The following is an 18226-nucleotide window of genomic DNA, read 5'->3' on the forward strand; positions in this document are numbered from 1 at the left end:
GCGACTCACGATTAATGGTGGAGCAAGCTCCGGTATCAATCGTGCGTTCCACTTGCATGTATTAGGCACGCCGCCAGCGTTCGTCCTGAGCCAGGATCAAACTCTCATTGCTTCTTAAGTTTGAGCGCTTAACTCGCTTTTGTCATCGCTGACTTATTGTTCTTGACAGGTTACGTCTTCCGTAACCCGCACTTGGTTCGTCTTGTTCAGTTTTCAAAGGGCTCTGACCTGCTGTCTCAGACAGCAACTCTGATAGTATATCAAAGCCTTTATAAGTTTGTCAACACTTTTTTACAATTTTTTTCAAAAAAGTAAAAAACCAAAGAAAGACCTTTCTTCCTTTGGTTTGTCTACTGCTAATCTGTTAAGATTGCTAATGTTTCCAGCAGATTTTCAGCATTAACTTCAATCGTATCACCAGTTGATTTGATTTTGACTTCAACAATTCCATCTGCTGCTTTCTTGCCGACAGTTACACGGATCGGCAGACCAATAAGATCACTGTCGGAAAATTTGGAGCCAACTCGTTCGTTGCGATCGTCAGTCAAAACAGAATAATCAGCCTGCATCAGGTCTTCTTCAACTTTCTGCGTTAACTGCTGAGCAGCTTCGTCTTTGACATTGACCGTAATCAGATGAACATCAAATGGAGCAAGAGATCTTGGGAAATTAATTCCCCAGGCAAAGCGGTAGCCGCCTTTAGGTGTTTTATTGACAAAAATACGGGCACGCTGTTCAATAACTGCTGACAAAATCCTGCTGACACCGATACCGTAACTTCCCATTACTACAGGAATGGAACGGCCGTTTTCATCCAGAATATTAGCCCCCATGCTTTCGGAATAACGCGTTCCCAGTTTGAAAATATGCCCAATCTCAATACCGCGGGCAAATTTGAGAACACCCTTGCCGTCCGGAGATGTTTCGCCTTCACAAACTTCGCGAATATCTGCATAAACTGCTTTAAAGTCGCGTTCGGGATTAACTCCGGTCAAATGATAACCGTCTTCATTGGCACCGACAACGGCATTGCCTAAATTCTGAACGTTAAGATCCGCTATAATTGTAACATTTTCCGGCAGATTGACAGGACCCAAAGATCCAAATGAAGCACCGAAAATTGCTTTTGCTTCATCTTCCGTAGCAGGCTCCAAAAAGTCCGCTCCCAGATAGTTTTTCAGTTTAACATCGTTGATGCGGTCATTGCCCACAAGCAGGGCAGCAACAGGGGCATCATCTGCAATGAAAAGCAGGGTCTTGATGGTCTGTGATTCATCTATTCCTAAGAAATCTGCGACTTCGTCAATCGTCTTACAATCTGGAGTTTCAACACGCTGAACCTCTTCGTGGGAAACAACCTTTCCGCTTGGTCTGTACTCGCTCGTAGCCATCTCAAGGTTGGCAGCATAATCGGATTCACTTGAATAAGCAATGGTGTCCTCACCTGATATAAGCCATGATGAGAGTTCTGCTTTAATTTCTGACAAAACATCCTCGGGAATTTCTTCTATTGAAGCAATAGACTTATCAAGAACCAGCCAATGCTCTAAGTCAGTCCGATCCGGCGTAATTGCCATAAATTCCTGACTGTCCTTGCCGCCCATAGCGCCGCCATCACCGATAATAGCCTTAAAATCTAAACCAAGTCTGGTAAAAATCGCTTCGTATGCTGTGCGATAATCTTCATAAGTAACATCAAGACTGTCATAGTTAGCGTGAAAGCTGTAGCCATCTTTCATGATGAATTCACGAGTACGAAGCAGACCGTTGCGGGGACGCTTTTCATCACGGTATTTAGCCTGAATCTGATAAAGATTCAAAGGCAGCTGCTTGTATGATTTGACAGAATCTCTGATCAAGCTGGTAAGGGTCTCCTCGTGCGTCGGTCCCAAAATAAAGTCTGACTGATCGCGGTTTTTTAACTTGTAGAGATCTTCACCATAGGTTTCATAACGCCCCGATTCACGCCACAAATCAGCTGTCAAAAGAGCCGGAGCCAGCATCTCAACTGCCCCGATTTTGTCAAACTCCTCATGCATAATCTGTTTAATCTTTTCAATCACCCGGCTAGCTAAGGGCAGATAAGAATAAATCCCTGCCGACACTTGGCGAACATAACCGGCACGCACCATAAGCGCATGGCTGATAACCTGCGCATCACTTGGCATTTCGCGCAAGGTTGGGATTAACATATTACTTTGTTTCATTAAAAATTATTCTCCATCTAAATTAGTTTAGAAAAAAGCTCGCATAATATCATTCCAAGTCACTGCAATCATCAATGCGACCATGACCAAAACACCGGCGAGTGTAATGTAGGTTTCTGTTTCCTGCCTAAGCGGTTTTTTACGGATCGTTTCTATCAGATTGATTAAAATTTTTCCGCCGTCAAGAGCTGGAATTGGAATCAAATTAAAAATACCTAAGTTAATAGACAGCATTGCCATCAGGTTGAGAACAGGTGCTAAGCCTTCTCTGGCAGCTGTATTGCTCATCTGATAGATAGCAACCGGCCCGCCCAATTTGTTAAGACTTGGCTGCAAGATGAGATTTTTCAGTGCATTTAATATGGCAAAGGCACCGTCCCAGGACATCTTAAACGCACCGACTATCTTATCCGCAAAACCGTTCTTCAAGCTCGGCATAACACCAATAACATAGCTGCCGTTGACTTTCCTTGGGCGAACCTGTAATGTATCAACACCTGTCTCAGTCTTAACTTTAAAAGGAATCGTCTCATGCTTGCCTAAATCAGTCGTTGATTCGGCCACTGCCTTGGTCAGATCTTCCCAGTTATCAACTTTATTTTTGCCAATCTGCAGAATCCGGTCGTTATCTTTGACACCCAGCCTTGCAACAGCACCGTCCGGGACTACTCTTACACGGTTGCTGGAAGCATCTTGGACCCCGCCTTGCACAAAGACAAGGATAATAAAAACAAGAATTCCCAGAATAAAATTATTCATCGGACCCGCAAAATTAGTAATCAAACGCCCCCATACAGTAGCATTTTGGTATTGAACATCTAAAGGTGCAATTCTTATTTCTGTTCCGTCTTCTTCAACAATGGTTGCGTCATGGTCAACCGGATACGTCTTGGTTTCATCTAAAACAAGGCCGGTAATTTCCAGTCTGTTCTCTAAATCATAAGCGGTGACATTCATGGGCAGCGCTGTTTTGTCCAGCTGTTTATCAGACAGATTGATACGAATCACAGCTCCCTTATCATTAAGGGTCAAAGCAGCGGGTGCGCCTGTTTTGATCTCGGTTGTATCATCTCCCCAGCCTGCCATACGGACATAGCCGCCTAAAGGCAGCATGCGCAGCGTATAGGCCGTGCCGTCTTTGCCTTGATGGGCAAAAATCTTCGGTCCCATGCCGATTGCAAACTCTCGGACTAAAATTCCTGATTTTCTGGCAAAATAGAAATGCCCAAATTCATGGACAAGTACTATAATTCCAAAAATAATGATAAACGCAATTAATCCTGACATCGTTTCATTGCCTCCTTCTTAGAATAATCCAAAGAAGTGCATGATAGGGAAAACAAAAATCATACTGTCAAAGCGATCCAAAATACCGCCGTGCCCCGGTATCAGCTTGCCTGAGTCTTTGACACCAAAATGACGTTTAATAGAACTTTCTACTAAATCACCAAACTGAGCAAAAACACTAAAGAGCACAACCAAAAGGAGCATCACAAAGAAATTGTGAGGGGCATAGACATTTTTATCAAAAAGCATGAACACAAAAGCAATGACTACTGCTGACAAAATACCGCCCAAGCTGCCTTCAACCGTCTTATTGGGTGAAACAGCCGGCATCAGCTTGCGCTTGCCAAACTGCCGCCCAATCATATAAGCACCGATATCTGTTGCCCAGACAATAAACAAAGCCAAAAAGACTTTGTCAAGACCTGTGATGCGGGCATTGATAAGATTTTGAAAGCCTATTCCTACGTAAAGACTGGAAGCAATCGGGAAAGCCGCGTCTTCAAAAGAGTAATGTCCGGTATTGAGAACTGTTCCTGCTAAAATCAGGAATACGACCAAGCTAAAAGAACTAAAATTGCCGTCAATGGGCAAAAAAGTTAAGTAGCTGCCTAAAGGCACTGTCAGCACAAAGGCTGCAAGCATTGTCAGGATGCCTTCGAATGAAAAGATTTCCAGGCCCTTCATTCTCAGCATTTCTGATACACCGATCATCGCTAAAATGCCGACAAAGAGCTGAAAAAAGATTCCTCCTAAGAACAAGAAAGGCAGAAAAACAGCTAAGGCCGCCCCTCCGAAAATAACTCGTTTCTGCATATGATAAACTCCTTCTAAACGCCGCCAAACCGACGGTGACGATGATTGAATTCTTCAATAGCCAAAAGCAGGGCATCCCTGTCAAAGTCAGGCCACAAAACCTCGGTGAAATAGAATTCACTGTAAGCGGACTGCCAAGGCAAGAAGTTGCTGAGCCGCATTTCTCCGCTGGTTCTGATGATTAAATCAGGATCCCGGTACAAGTAAGGAAGGCTGTCAGTCATCAGGTAGGCAGCAATAAGATCTTCTGTAATATCTCCGGGATTCAGGCGGGCATCCAAGACATCCTGAGCAATTAATTTTACAGCATTGGTGATCTCAGCACGGCCGCCGTAATTCAAGGCAAAATTTAAAATCAGCCCTGAATTGTGCCTGGTCATTTCTCGGGCACGCTCCAAAGCATCTAAAGTAGGCTTGGGCAGACCTTCCTTATCCCCGATGACCACGATACGAACATTGTTTTTGTGGAGTTCGGGGACATATTTGTCAAAAAATTCTACCGGCAGATTCATGATGAATTTGACTTCATCTTGAGGGCGGCTCCAGTTTTCCGTTGAAAAGGCGTAAACCGTCAGAACCTTAACTCCTAAATCTGAAGCAGCTATCGTCACTTTCTGCAAAGCGTCCATTCCCGCCTTATGCCCAAAAACACGCGGTTTTAAGCGTTTCTTAGCCCATCGCCCGTTGCCATCCATAATAATAGCAATATGATTGGGGATTTTGGCTAATTTTACGTCTTGTTTTTTTCTCTTAAATGCAAACATTACTTTTCCTTAAAAAATACTATTGTTTCTATTTTACCATAATTTAAGAATTGTGACTGTTCTTTCACCTAAAAAAGCCCCAATCTAGTATGATTGAGGGGCCAATATTATTCTTCAATAGCAGATTCGCCATCTGATGCTTTGTCTGAAGCATCAACTGTATCTGAAGTTTCAATTGCTTCAGCTGATTCTTCCGGCAGCGAAGATGCACTGTCTCCCTTAGCCACCACGCGCTTGATCGCTGTCAATTCAAACGGAAGGAATACTCCGTCAACGTCAAGAACAATTTTTTTGCTGTCTTTATCCACTTCATCTACAACAGCGTACATGCCGCCAATAGTTACCACTTCGTCGCCTTTAGTGATTGCATCGAGCTGATTTTGGCGTTCCTGAGCCTGCTTTTTCTGAGACCGCTGCATCAAAAAAATTGCTCCAATAAGAACAGCAAACATAATAAGTGTCGTATAAGACATAGTTAATTCTCCTCATCATTTAAAGTCATCAAATACTATAACAAAATTAAGCCTTAAGAGCAAGAGGAAAGTCAGCAAAAAATCCCTGAGAGCAGGGATTGTAAGCGTTAAGCCATAAAATCACGGATAGCTTCTTCTGAGAGCGACGAGTCACAAACCACCTTGATGTGACCATTTTGAGCTACCAAAAGCCCCGGAACAGTGTTGACAGAATAGGCACTGCGCAGTTCCTGAATACCCTTTAAATCAGTTTGATCTTCACTGTTTAAAAAGGCGACTGCCTGCTGGTCAGCTTTAGCTGCATTGCTCAGCTTGGGTGCAAACCGCCGGCAGAAAGGACAAGTGGAGCGACCGATAAAAAGAATAAACCGTTCACCGCTGTCAATTCTTTTTTGTGCTTCTTTGGCTGTTACGGGTTCAAAATCTTTTATATCTTCTGCAAAAGTTGACATATTTTTCCTCACTTCTTTTTTTAATATCCCTATGATAGCCCTTTTAAAATAACTTTTCAAGAATTGCGCTTAAAGAAAAGGCCTGCTATGCAGACCTTTTATCTTATAATCCTTCTACATTGTGATAAACTTTTTGGACATCGTCATCATCTTCAAGGACATCTACCAACTTTTCAAAGATTTCGAGATCTTCCCCTTCCAAAGCAACCTCAGACTGCGGAATCATTTCAAGCTCTGTAATCTGAAATTCTTCAATCCCTGAAGCACGCAAAGCTTCAAGCGCCTTATGCAGATCAGTCGGAGCCGTATAGACGGTAATGCTGCCGTCCTCTGCTTCAACGTCTTCCACATCAACATCTGCTTCCAAGAGCTGTTCAAAGACGGCATCAGCATCATTGCCTGCAAAAACAATAACACCTTTCTTATCAAACATGTAAGAAACAGAACCTGCAGCTCCCATGTTTCCTCCGTTTTTTCCGAAGGCAGCCCGAAGGTTGGCAGCTGTACGGTTAACATTTGATGTTAGTGTATCCACAATAATCATTGAACCGTTCGGACCAAATCCTTCATAACGTCCTTCTACAAAGGTTTCATCTGTATTTCCCTTGGCCTTGTCAATAGCCTTATCAATAACGTGTTTAGGCACCTGCGCTTGCTTAGCGCGTTCAAGCACGAATTTCAAAGCTGAATTTGACTCCGGATCCGGATCACCTTGCTTGGCAGCCACATAGATCTCAACGCCAAACTTAGCATACACCTTTGAATTTGCGCCGTCTTTAGCCGTTTTCTTTGCAACAATATTTGCCCATTTACGTCCCATGAAAGTCTCCTTTATCTTGATATAAAAGGACCGATTCAGCTCTTTCGCTTTGAATCCCGTCCTTTTTTATTTAAATTTCTTTTGGAAATAGCAGAAGCTATTCCCCAATAACTCTATTATTATAGCATTTTGACAGAAGATAGTAAAATGGGAATTTTTATCTCAGGTGAGCGGTTAGATTTTCTGTAGCAAAAAAGAGGACAAGATGTCCTCTCAGCATAACAATTTTGCACACCTATTTTTAACACTTAGCAAATCTGCACACTATGGCAGGTATTTTCCTGATGCCAGGTAGAGTTCATACCAATCGTGATGAGACAGCGTAACCTTGCTGGCCTGTGCAGCTTCTTTGATATGTTCAGGATTCATGCTGCCGATGATGACTTGCATTTTAGCAGGATGGCGCAAAATCCAGGCCAAAGCTACGGCTGCTTTTGTCACTCCTTCACGGCGGGCAAATTTTTCCAAAACCTCATTTAATTCTGGGAATTTTGGATTATCAACAAAAGTTCCTTCAAAGAAACCGTATTGAAGCGGTGACCAGGCTTGAATCGTAATATCATGCAGCCGGCAGTAATCAAGAGCATCGCCGTCACGGTTGACAGACATCTCTGTTTCTTTATTATTCATGTAGAGCGGCTGATCAATCAGCTGAGATTGCTCCAAAGAAAGCTGCAGCTGGTTGAAAACCAGAGGCTGTTTGACATATTTTTTGAGCAAGTCAATTTGCAGAGGCATCAGATTGCTGACACCGAAATGGCGAACTTTGCCGCTTTTTTCCAATTCATCAAAAGCTGCCGCCACTTCTTCAGGATCAAAGAGGACATCCGGCCGATGAAGCAAAAGCGAATCTAAATAATCTGTCTGAAGACGTTCCAGACTTTCATCAACACTGGCTAAAATATTTTCCTTGGTCCAGTCAAACTCATTGCGTTCAAATCGCAGACCGCATTTAGACTGTAAAAAAATGTCCTCACGCTTGATACCTGTCAATTTAAAAGCTTCACCAAAGCGCCGCTCGGCAGCACCGTCTTCACCATAACAAGTCGCATGGTCAAAAAAAGTGATGCCGGCATCAAAAGCATCCTGAATCACCTTAGCTGCCTCTTCATTGCTCAGACTGGGCATGCGCATACAGCCTTGAATAAGTACCGGTACATTTTGCGGACCGTTTGCAATATTTATTGTTTTCATCTGCTCCTTTTCCTCCTTAGATAGACTAATATCATTATAACATAAAACCGTTTTCACTTGTGATTTTGACGGGATTCTCAAACTTAATTGCTAAGTCTGCAGAATTTTATAAATAGATGAATTAACGAAATAATATTTAAAGATTAAAGAGATGATAGGAGATTGCAATATACATCTGTAATCAATGAAAGTCGCCTAAGGGATATTGTAATAAAATATATTAGTACAAATATTACTACCATTTAAAATCATCGATATCAATAATATTATTAGTTGATAAAAATTCATTAAGTTCACTTGGAGACATGGGCTCCTCTGGTTCTTTTAAAGTTATTTTTTGAAATGCTTTCCCATCTTCTAAAAATTTGAACTCTATTTTAGATTCATTTTCAGAATCATCTACAGACAGTATACAAATATTTAAGTAAATTGAAATCAGATAGTAGTGGATGGTCTGTCCAAAAAATTGTTGAATTTGTTCAGAAACAGTATAAAAAGCCAATCCTGTTTCATTCTTCATTGAATCGTACATAATTTTAGGGACGTTTGTTCCAATAAAATTATGAGAAGCATTCATATTGATACTCATTTTATAGAAAGATTCATTAATTAGTGAAGCATAAAGTTGTTTCGTAAATATTGCAGTTTTATTATTAAAAGTAGTTTCATTATAAAATTTTATACCTAATACTTTTTCTAGTTCTTGCAACTTTTTATAAAAGTTCAGTAAAGCATCAATAGATGTTTTAGTATTTTTTTTCTTAGTATTGCTTGTTTTTCTATTTTCAAAATCAACCAAAGAAATTTCATTATTAGAAATCCCTTTTATAATATCTTTATTCATTAAAACTTCATCTATTGTTTCTAATTTCTTTAAACATAAAGAAATGTTTCCAGTAACTTCACTACGTTTACCTCCTTGATTTGACACAAGAAGTTCTAAGTCTATAAAATTATAATTAGTGTTAACCAGTTTAATATCAGTCAATGATGGATATGCCACTCTTTTTACTTGAAAATTTAAAATCTTATCTTTTATTTTTACTTTGATGGGGGTCTTAATTTCTGGAAACACAAAGGGAGTTAATAGGGACTCACTTTTATTCTTAGAAATTATATTTTTAACAAATACATCTGAAGGCGAACCATAACTTTTTCCATCAATCTTGAGTTCAGTTTCTGATATGTTAAAAGGAGTTTGTGTAACATATAAAACGTCAAAAATATTATCTGGGGTAACTTCTAATCCGTCTATCTCCTTTGGAAGTTTTATGTTACTTAAAGAAAAATTTAGTTTATTATCCGATTTTGGTACTAGAGTAAAGATTGATTTTTCACCTTCGATTGGTATATATTTATATCCTTCAGGAGCTTGAGAGTCCAACATTTTCTCTAATCCCTTTGGGATACTTTTCGTAATAAATTCTTTATTATTTCTAGTGAAATTTTTTTTAAGTTTTCCCATTTATAAATCCTCCGCCAAGTCAGAATAAACAATAATTTTACTTACCATTTTATATTTGTCTTTTTTCAAAAGTTTATTCCCTCTAAGTTTCATAATATAAGTAATTAAATTATCTCTATCTTTATCTGTTTCTACAAAAAGATATTTAATATCTTCAACCGAAAATTTAAGATAAGATTTCTTTATAGCTCTTAGTGACTCTGTAAATACTTTTGTGTTCTTCTCTGCTAAAAAATACTCTTGATCTGTTGGATCAATAATAATATCAGGAGCATCATCTGTATCTATATTAGGCACAAATCGCCATTCATGTTCATCGTGAAAATTTTTCTTAATTTTCTCTATCTTTTCACCACTAAATTTGTCCATTATACCAAAATTAGGCTTCATAAATCGTAATTGTTCTAGTAACGAATCTGATAATTCATCCAATTTAGAATCAATATCAATCTTTTCAATTTCCTTTAGAACTGAATTAAGCGAGAGTTGAAATTGCTGAGTAAACATTGATTTGGGATTTACATAATGAATTGGTTGTAATCCATTTTGCTCCCCCCACTCTTTTGTCAAAGCAATACCAAATTTACCATAACCACTATCTCCTTCAGCATGAATTGAAATCTGATGTAAAGGAATATCACAAAAACACACCATTGGAACAAATATACCTTTGATGTTTTCTTTATTATAATTCAAATCAAGATAATCTAAATATTCATAGTAATATCTTGGAATAAAGGCCATATTTTTAATTGCAATTTCAAGATAATCTTTTTTTCGCATAAAATTTGAAAGATAATTTGCAGAAACTTTATAGGGAAATTTATCAGTCTGATTAACTTGATTTACTTTTTCAATATTTGCCATCGCTACTCTCTTTACAAGTATTTATTGTTCTGCTTTTCATTATATCACAAAAAAATTACTTCTCCTGATACTCTTTCTCCTACTTTCACTATTCCTAATGACAATCATTTCACCTTTTTGTATGCCACTGCAAAAAATTTTATTTTTTGTGACTTTTTCTAATTGAACACAAAAAATGAAGCACAGCATTTTTACTGGACTTCATTTTTGATTGTTATCGGCACCCGTCCCCATGTTTGTTCTGTGATTTTGTGATGGCCTAACTGATAGACCTGATCGGCTTGCTGGGTCATAGGATCCCACGGTTCAGCGCCGATGCGAGAGATGATATCCACAGATTTCTTTACCGTTTTGAGATGCTTGCGCCCTTTGTCAGTGAAGCCAAGGACATGGACAGCTTTGGGCAAGCCAGCTTCTCTGGCATTGACAAGGATATAGGTCAGGATGCGGCGCACGCGCGCCTTAGTGTAGCGCTTGGTAGCGACTTTTTCCACGAGTTCTTCTGCCGTCGCTGCGCTCCGAATAGCTGAGCTGATACGGCTGGCCAGTTCCTCATTGACTTGAAAGATTTGAGTTAAATCCGGACTGATCACAATCTGATATTTCAACAGATTAAAATAATTCCCCCAAGATACCTGTGGGGAACTTAAGATCAGGCCACTGCTGGGTGCAGATTTTTCCACAAATGATTTATCGGTGATATGCCTGCGAATAGCCGTTGCTGAGGCAATCTCGATTTTCTCATCGGAATGATAGCCTGCCCCGATGCGCCGGATAGGCTGCAGTCGGATATTCTTCCCTGCGCAAGCTTTGGCGTAAGCAAGCCCAAGAATGTGGTTAGGTGTTTCTCCTGAGAATTTAATCCCCGCAAAGGTTTCCCACATTTTCTGTGTTTTCTGCGGATAGGACAGGTCATCTGGCAGCGTTTGGACAAAAGCCTCCATCTGCTCTGCTTTTTCCCCATAAACATCAGATAAGCGCTGATAATCCAGCACTTCCTCCGTGCCAAAGGCCAGAGTATCAATGCCCAGCCGGTGCAGAATAGCCACAGCACCTGCCGCAAAATAGTCAGCCGACTGCACGGAGACGAGGAAAGGCAGCTCCACCACAAGGTCAGCACCATGCGCAAGCGCCATCTGCGCCCGTGTCCATTTATCAATAATAGCGGGTTCGCCGCGCTGCACAAAGTTGCCGCTCATAGCCACAATCTTTAGCCCTTGCGCCTGCTCCAGCAGATACTTGTGCCCATTGTGGAAAGGATTGAATTCGGCGATGATGCCTGTAACCGTCATAGAACTCCTTTCTATAGTTAATCTTTAAAAATAATGCCTCTCACACTACCCTTATCATACTATTCCTACTTTTCACACACAAAGAACCATTAAAAATTCTTATAGATGAAGATCACAAGTGATTAACAATTTCTGAGGTCAAACGACAAATTCATTTTCAACAAGCTCAACCGCCTCTAATATTAAGTTTTCATCTATTTTTGAACGGTTAGATATAATCTTCGTGACAACATCCTCTACTATGACATCTCTGGTATATTTTCGATTAGTAGTGCTCTGTTTTTCTTGAAACATATCTTTCAATTTACTTTCTAAATTTTTATCAAAAATAAGTTCTTGAATTTGTGAAAATTCTTTATCTGTAAGAGTCATAGACATAACGACATCTATAAACTCTTCTTTCAAGATTGCAAACATTTCTACTCTATCATCTTCAATAAAATTATCTAGTAGTGCTTTTGCTCCAATCGTTGCAGCAGTAGCACCTACCATAGCACCAACTAGCGTCCCAATGCCAGGTACAAAAGACCCTGCTGTTGCACCACCTAGAATACCACTACCCGCAACTAAGGTATTTTTTAAGAGTTGCTGACTTGAAATCCTTCCCGTTAAAGCATCAAAAACATCCGGTCCCATAACAACTCCAAAAGAAATGATGCCCGCTGCTCTACGAGCAACAATTTGTGCAGCAATCTTTTTACTCGTCGCATCTGCTATCTTATTTGTCAAGATTTTCCCTATTTGTTGCGAACCTGCATAAACTACAGTACCTACAACTAGGGTTTTGACACTACTCTGTAAAGCTAAACCAGCCGATTCCTTAGTAGAGTTACCCGCCCACTTTGCTTGTGCAAAAACGATAACAAAACTAATTCCAGCTACTGGGAGAGTTTGAATAGCCCCATCAAGAACATCATACTTTAGAGAAGTGATATTTCCACCTTTTGCAATCAGCTTAGCTTCATTATAAGTGACATGACCCTTTCTAACGATTTTATATGCATCTTTCGGATTTGTGTGACCCGAAACCTTTCCTTTCTTGATTTTATTCTGCATCAATTTAACAGCTTCATTATATTGATCTTTCGGGACTTCTAACTGCATTCCTTCATACCGATACATTCCACCATCTGCTTTCTTATCAAACGCTGAATTGATTGTATTTCGAGCATTGGAATAATATTTCGTTTGTATAAATTGATTGCCAACTATACGATCGGCACCATTTTTAAGATTATTCTGACCAACTTGACGCACATCTTTAAAAGGATTTTTAACCTTATCAACAAGGTCGTTAGCATATTCAGCAGCGTAGCCATGTCCCATTCTACCATTTGCAATAGGATTAAACTGAATATTTTTCAGATGTCCCTTAAGTAGCATATTTATCCCAACCAATGAACCAGTAACGTTTCCTTTATCTTGAGGTCTATTATAGGTAAAATTAGTGGTCGATAATTCAGAAACTTGCTGATGAATAAAATCAAGATGTAAATCTGCTGTATATCCCGTCTTAATAAGACTATTTAGTCCGTTTAATAAACCGCTCTGCTTATCGCCTAAATCAAAAGATAGATTTCTATTCTTTTTAGGATAGTAAAGAAGAATTCCCTTTTCTTTTGGTCTAGCTTTCCACAGCCCATCGAACGGGAAAAACTCTGATTTAGTTTGATAGTATTTCTTGCCATCTTTCTCTTTTTCAATCTGGTTTCTTAAGAAGATTCCATCCTGGGTCAGCAAAATCCCATACTCTAAAAATTCTTTTTCAATTTTACTCCTAACTGGAGTATAGCCAAAATATTCTATTTCCTCTGAAGTAGCTATTTTTCTAAATTCATCATTACTTTCAAGAAACCATTTAGCACGACCGTAGGGTAGCGTTTCATTGAAAAACTGAAACCCCTTCATAGCAATATCGCTCAAAAGAGTACGTATCTCATCTTCATCATAATTATGTACATTTCTCATACTCAAAAGCCACTTTTCAAAACGCTTAGAATAGAAATATGGATAAAGAAAATACATTGACAAGCATAGAACTGCCATCAATAATAAAACATTGGTCATCTAATAACCTTCCTACTTCTCACACACAAAAAACCACCGTCTACTGGTCTTCGTCGGCTCTTTATCCTCAAAGTCTGCATAGACCTTAACCTGTTTGAAACCTGCCTGCTCCAGCAAGATGTCATAGGTTAAGATTTCATAGGTGCGTTCTTCATGGACCTCATCGTAGCGCGTGAAACGCCCGTCTTCGTTCTGAATGAAAAAGGTCAGCTCGTGGACAACCGAATGCGGCGCCTCATCTTCATAAGTATCCCATACCATGGCAAAGTCTTCGGCATTTTCATGGTAAGAATAGCCCGGAAAAACCTCATCCGTCTGATAAGTCGAATGCACATCAAAAATGAAAATCCCGCCTTCATTGAGATGCGCGTAAACTTGCGCAAAAACATCACCAACTTCTGCTTCATCAGCCATGTAGCAAATCGAATCCGAATAACAGGTTACAAAATCAAAGTTGCCGATTGGGGATAAATCCAGCATATTGCCCTGCACAAAAGGAACGTCCATGTGCGCTGCCTCGGCACGTTTGCCTGCCAAGTCCAACATATCCGCACTCAAATCCAGTCCGGTCACATCAAAACCAGCCTGCTTGAAGCGAACGGACTGAATGCCGGTCCCGCAGGCCAGCTCCAGGAGTTTCTTGTTTTCTTTCTCTTTTGGCAAATGGCGGAGCGAAAAGTCGGTCCATTGTTCATAAAGACTGTCGTCCATGATGGCATCGTAAACCGATGCAAATTTTTCGTAATTTTTTTCCATAATATATTTTGTTTTTGATTGTTGCCTTAGGCAGTGGGTGCGTCAGCTAATCTTCGATTGCTAATACTTGCCATTCAGTGGTCAAAAACCTTGCCAGGCGGCAAGGTTATCTTTTACGCTAAGTATTCTGACACGTCCACCAGCGGCGCTTCGTGCCAGAGTTTTTCAAGGTTGTAGTGAAGACGCTCTTCTTCTGAAAAGATATGAACAACCACATCATTGAGATCAAGCAGCACCCAGCCACCTTTTGAGTCGCCTTCAATATGGCTGGCATCGCCGCCTGCAGCGATTACCTTCTCACGGATGTTGTCAGCAATAGCTTCCAGCTGACGGCTGTTGGCCGCATGCATAATAATAAAATAATCTGTCAAGGTCGTCAGCCCTTGCAAATCTAATACGACAATATCTTCGGCCCGTTTTTCATCAGCGGCCTTGACGATGATTTCTAATAATTCTTTTTCCTTCATTTAGTCCTCTCTTAAATACCTCACATAAGCATTGTAAGTCTCAATTGTCTGCGGATAAATCGGCACAGCCAGATGCGCTAAATGTTCAACTGTGTGTGCCGTTTCATAGGCCACCGCCTTATCCAGCGACTCCTCAGCAATCTCACGTGCCTTATCCACACCCGGAAAATCGCGGTTAGCCTCAATATAATCAGCCACATAGACAATCTTATCCAAAGTTGTCATGTGGCTGCTTCCGACCGTATGGATTTCGATAGCCCGCAAAATCTCCTTATCTGTCAATCCCAGATCTTCTTGAATCTTGTAAATGCCGACCGTGCCGTGCCAGACTTCATTGCCCCAATTTTTAAGGTCAGGATTGAGGTCATACTTGTCAATTAAAGTAAGGAATTCCTCATCGGACAGCTCCTTGGCATAATCATGCAGGAGGCCTGCAAGCCCTGCTTTTTCAGCATCATAGTCATTGATTTCAGCCAAGTAGACGCTGGCTTTTTCAACACCTAGCATATGCTTCAGGCGTTTTTGGGACACCTGCGTTTGGAGCTTTTCCAACAGGCTCTCGCGCGTCAGACCGGTATAAGTTTCATAGGTCATTGATACAGTCCTTCTTTCTCAATGTAGTCCAGAACCGGCTTGGGCAATAGAAAATTGGGCTTTCGATTTTTGCGGATAAATTCTCTCAGCATGCTGGATGAAATATCCATCAATGGCACATCCACCCAAATCACCGGATAAGAAGTCCCGGCCTTATACTTAGGCCGCTGAACACCGACAAACTGCACCAGCTGCACTAACTCATCAATCTTATACCATTTAGGCAGATAGTCAACCATATCAGCACCGATGATGAAATAATAATCAACGTCCGGATTTTTTTCGGTCAGCAGTTTCATAGTATCGTAAGTATAGGAGACTCCTTTGCGTTCCAGCTCAATCATTTCAATATCAAGCCCCTCAATACCTTCAATCGCCAGCTGCAGCATCTTTAGACGATGCTTTTCATCAATGGTTTCTTTCTTATCAACATGAGGCGGTATAAACTCAGGCATCAAAAGCACCTGATCAAGTCCCAGCTGCTGCCTTACCTGATCAGCAACAACCAAATGGGCATTGTGGACAGGATTAAAATTGCCTCCCAAAATACCAACCTGTTTACGATTGCTTTCTTTTTTTTCTTCTTCCAATTCCACCTTGGTAAAAGGTGTCAACAGTTCTAAAGCCATCTTGCCTCCACTATCAAAATCAACTCTTTAGATTGTTTTAACTTTAGCTGAAATCTTCCGGTTTTCCTTGCGGCTGGATTCCTTGTACAGGATCAAAATACGGCCGATTTTCAAAACTGTCTCAAGACCGATTTCCTCTTCCAAAATCTCTGCAACGTCATGGATATTCTCATCCGTATTCTGCAAAAGCGTCACCTTGATCAGCTCGCGTGCATCCAGAGCCTTTCGGATACTTGTTTTGATTTGATCGTTGAGACCGTTCTTGCCGATTTGGATAATCGGCTTAAGCGAATGGGCTTCACTCTTTAAAAAAGCTCTTTGTTTACTTGTTAATGCCATAATCTTCCTTTATGTTTTTATATTAATGCTTTTCGTGTCACTACAGCGACGCCCTGCGGTGCCCAAGCAGCAATCCTTGCTGGTCCTTTGACCCGAATCCAGCCTAAGCCGGAAAAGACAACATCCGTCTTTTCTTTAAGGGTAAACTCATGTTTCACCAACTGCGGGAAATCTTCCAGTTCTTTCTTGTCCGGCGGTGTCAAAAGACCGCCAACATGCTTATCATAAAAAGCATCTGCCCCTCTTGATTTGGTCCGATGAAGCTGCAGATTATTGTCAAAATAAGCGGTAAAGCCCTGCTTCTCACCGGAAATAAAATCAAAGCGGCCCAGACCGCCTAAAAAGAGGGTCTGTTCAGGATTAAGCTGATAAGTCTTAGGCTTGATTTCCTTTTTAGGACTGATGTATTTGAGCGCCTTGCCTGACAGGTAATGAGCCATCTGATGGCGGTGGATAATCCCCGGTGTATCAAAGATATAGCTGCCGTCATCCAGCGGAATTTCAATTTTATCCAGCGTCGTTCCCGGAAAACGCGAAGTGGTAATCACATCCTTATCACCGGTAATCTCCCTGATAATAGCGTTAATCAGCGTTGACTTGCCGACATTGGTAACGCCAACCACATAAACATCACGGCCCTTACGCAGCTCTTCAATACGCTCTATCAATTCCTTGATGGCATAATGATTTTGCGCACTGGTCAAGAGAACATCAACCGGACGAAGGCCTTCCTCATGAGCTCGCTCTTTCAGCCACTGTTTTACCTTAGCAGCCTTTACAGATTTAGGCAGAATGTCAGCTTTATTGCCGACCAAAAGAACATCATTGCCGGAGACAAAGCGCGGCAGACCGGGAATAACTGATCCGTTGAAGTCAAAAATATCAACCACATTAACAACAAGCGCATGGCTGTCGCCCACTTCGTGCAAAAGCTTCAAAAAAGCATCATCAGAGATATGCACATCGGTAATTTCATTGTAGTGACGCAGCCGAAAACAGCGCTGGCAATAGACTTCGTTTGTTTCCAATCCCTTTTCTAAAGCCGATTGAGGTGTGTAACCTGCTTGATCTTTTTCCTGCGTTTGAATTTGGGCTCCGCAGCCGATACAAAATAATGCTTCCACTTAGATTTCCTTTTTGTATACGAATTTACCGTATTTTTCTTCGATTTTTTTCCAAACCCGGCGCTCACGCGCACGATTAAACTTGGTATTCCAGGCATCGGATTCAACCAGAGGTTTCACTAAAATACTCCTGATTCCCGCTCGGTGTGCTGCACGAATATCCGTCATCAGCTGATCTCCGACCATGACCACTTCATCTTTTGAAAAGCCATAGCGGCTGACAGCCGCGTTAATCCCATGCGCAAAAGGCTTCATGGCCCGACTGACAAAGTCCACATGAAACCGCTCTACCGCACGTCTGACACGCGCATGACTGTTATTGGAAACCACAACCACCGGCATATCAGCCTCGGTCATACTGTCCAGCCACTCACGCAGCTCGGGTGTTCCGTCCGGATGATTCCAGGCGATCAAGGTATTGTCAAGATCCACAAGAGCGGCCTTAATTCCGTGTTTTCGCAGGCTATCAGGGGTCAAATCGTAAACAGCTTCTACCACAAAATCGGGTCGATAATTTTCAATACTCACAGATTTCTCCAAATAAAATAGTACCCTTTATTTTAACATATTTTTTTACAAAATGGCAGGGCTTTGAGGTGGAGAAAAAAGAAGAGTG

At 41.0% G+C, this 18226-nt stretch carries 19 protein-coding genes and 1 rRNA gene; all 20 read right to left on the reverse strand.

Features of this window, described 5'->3' with window-relative positions:
- Positions 1 to 112: ribosomal RNA gene (locus AC4HAF_RS04120) — 16S ribosomal RNA — on the reverse strand; the annotation flags it as partial.
- Between the two features lie 244 nt (positions 113 to 356).
- On the reverse strand, positions 357 to 2207 hold the full coding sequence (locus AC4HAF_RS04125) for a proline--tRNA ligase (protein WP_491096786.1): 1851 nt from the start codon (positions 2205 to 2207) through the stop codon (positions 357 to 359).
- Positions 2208 to 2234: 27 nt separating this feature from the next.
- Positions 2235 to 3494, reverse strand: a complete 1260-nt coding sequence (locus AC4HAF_RS04130; protein ID WP_491096787.1) for a M50 family metallopeptidase — start codon at positions 3492 to 3494, stop codon at positions 2235 to 2237.
- Positions 3495 to 3512: 18 nt separating this feature from the next.
- Positions 3513 to 4307 carry a phosphatidate cytidylyltransferase gene (locus tag AC4HAF_RS04135; protein ID WP_491096788.1) on the reverse strand — a complete coding sequence of 265 codons (795 nt, stop codon included), beginning with the start codon at positions 4305 to 4307 and terminating at the stop codon, positions 3513 to 3515.
- Positions 4308 to 4321: 14 nt separating this feature from the next.
- Positions 4322 to 5071: an undecaprenyl pyrophosphate synthase gene (gene uppS, locus AC4HAF_RS04140; RefSeq protein WP_491096789.1), complete on the reverse strand. Its 750-nt coding sequence runs from the start codon at positions 5069 to 5071 to the stop codon at positions 4322 to 4324.
- A 107-nt stretch (positions 5072 to 5178) separates the two neighbouring features.
- On the reverse strand, positions 5179 to 5544 hold the full coding sequence (gene yajC / locus AC4HAF_RS04145; RefSeq protein ID WP_491096790.1) for a preprotein translocase subunit YajC: 366 nt from the start codon (positions 5542 to 5544) through the stop codon (positions 5179 to 5181).
- Between the two features lie 107 nt (positions 5545 to 5651).
- Positions 5652 to 5996, reverse strand: coding sequence for a DUF6568 family protein (locus tag AC4HAF_RS04150; protein WP_491096791.1), 345 nt, complete (start codon positions 5994 to 5996; stop codon positions 5652 to 5654).
- A 103-nt stretch (positions 5997 to 6099) separates the two neighbouring features.
- Complete coding sequence (locus AC4HAF_RS04155; RefSeq protein ID WP_491092080.1) at positions 6100 to 6816, reverse strand: YebC/PmpR family DNA-binding transcriptional regulator; 717 nt, start codon at positions 6814 to 6816, stop codon at positions 6100 to 6102.
- Positions 6817 to 7080: 264 nt separating this feature from the next.
- Positions 7081 to 8010: an aldo/keto reductase gene (locus AC4HAF_RS04160; RefSeq protein ID WP_491096792.1), complete on the reverse strand. Its 930-nt coding sequence runs from the start codon at positions 8008 to 8010 to the stop codon at positions 7081 to 7083.
- A gap of 235 nt (positions 8011 to 8245) precedes the next feature.
- Entirely contained in the window at positions 8246 to 9475 is a 1230-nt protein-coding gene (locus AC4HAF_RS04165; RefSeq protein WP_491096793.1) for an abortive infection system toxin AbiGii family protein, read from the reverse strand.
- The gene (locus AC4HAF_RS04170; protein WP_491096794.1) at positions 9476 to 10342 is read right to left on the reverse strand and encodes an abortive infection system antitoxin AbiGi family protein; all 867 of its coding nucleotides are present in this window, start codon (positions 10340 to 10342) and stop codon (positions 9476 to 9478) included. It lies immediately after the preceding gene.
- 191 nt (positions 10343 to 10533) lie between these two features.
- A complete protein-coding gene (locus AC4HAF_RS04175; protein WP_491096795.1) occupies positions 10534 to 11634 on the reverse strand; it encodes a nucleotidyltransferase in 1101 nt (366 codons plus the stop codon).
- Positions 11635 to 11772: 138 nt separating this feature from the next.
- On the reverse strand, positions 11773 to 13701 hold the full coding sequence (locus tag AC4HAF_RS04180) for a hypothetical protein (RefSeq protein ID WP_491096796.1): 1929 nt from the start codon (positions 13699 to 13701) through the stop codon (positions 11773 to 11775).
- 12 nt (positions 13702 to 13713) lie between these two features.
- Positions 13714 to 14457 (reverse strand): class I SAM-dependent DNA methyltransferase, encoded by a 744-nt coding sequence (locus AC4HAF_RS04185; protein ID WP_491096797.1) that lies wholly within the window; start codon positions 14455 to 14457, stop codon positions 13714 to 13716.
- A gap of 113 nt (positions 14458 to 14570) precedes the next feature.
- Positions 14571 to 14924, reverse strand: coding sequence for a ribosome silencing factor (gene rsfS / locus AC4HAF_RS04190; protein WP_491096798.1), 354 nt, complete (start codon positions 14922 to 14924; stop codon positions 14571 to 14573).
- Complete coding sequence (gene yqeK, locus AC4HAF_RS04195; RefSeq protein WP_491096799.1) at positions 14925 to 15518, reverse strand: bis(5'-nucleosyl)-tetraphosphatase (symmetrical) YqeK; 594 nt, start codon at positions 15516 to 15518, stop codon at positions 14925 to 14927.
- Entirely contained in the window at positions 15515 to 16147 is a 633-nt protein-coding gene (locus tag AC4HAF_RS04200) for a nicotinate-nucleotide adenylyltransferase (protein WP_491096800.1), read from the reverse strand. The genes yqeK and AC4HAF_RS04200 overlap by 4 nt, the downstream gene beginning before the upstream one ends.
- 27 nt (positions 16148 to 16174) lie before the next feature.
- On the reverse strand, positions 16175 to 16486 hold the full coding sequence (gene yhbY, locus AC4HAF_RS04205; protein ID WP_027975389.1) for a ribosome assembly RNA-binding protein YhbY: 312 nt from the start codon (positions 16484 to 16486) through the stop codon (positions 16175 to 16177).
- A 17-nt stretch (positions 16487 to 16503) separates the two neighbouring features.
- Complete coding sequence (yqeH, locus tag AC4HAF_RS04210; protein ID WP_491096801.1) at positions 16504 to 17610, reverse strand: ribosome biogenesis GTPase YqeH; 1107 nt, start codon at positions 17608 to 17610, stop codon at positions 16504 to 16506.
- Entirely contained in the window at positions 17611 to 18138 is a 528-nt protein-coding gene (locus tag AC4HAF_RS04215; RefSeq protein WP_027975387.1) for a YqeG family HAD IIIA-type phosphatase, read from the reverse strand.
- Positions 18139 to 18226: the final 88 nt, after the last annotated feature.

This window comes from Streptococcus sp. ELY_90, assembly GCF_058314475.1.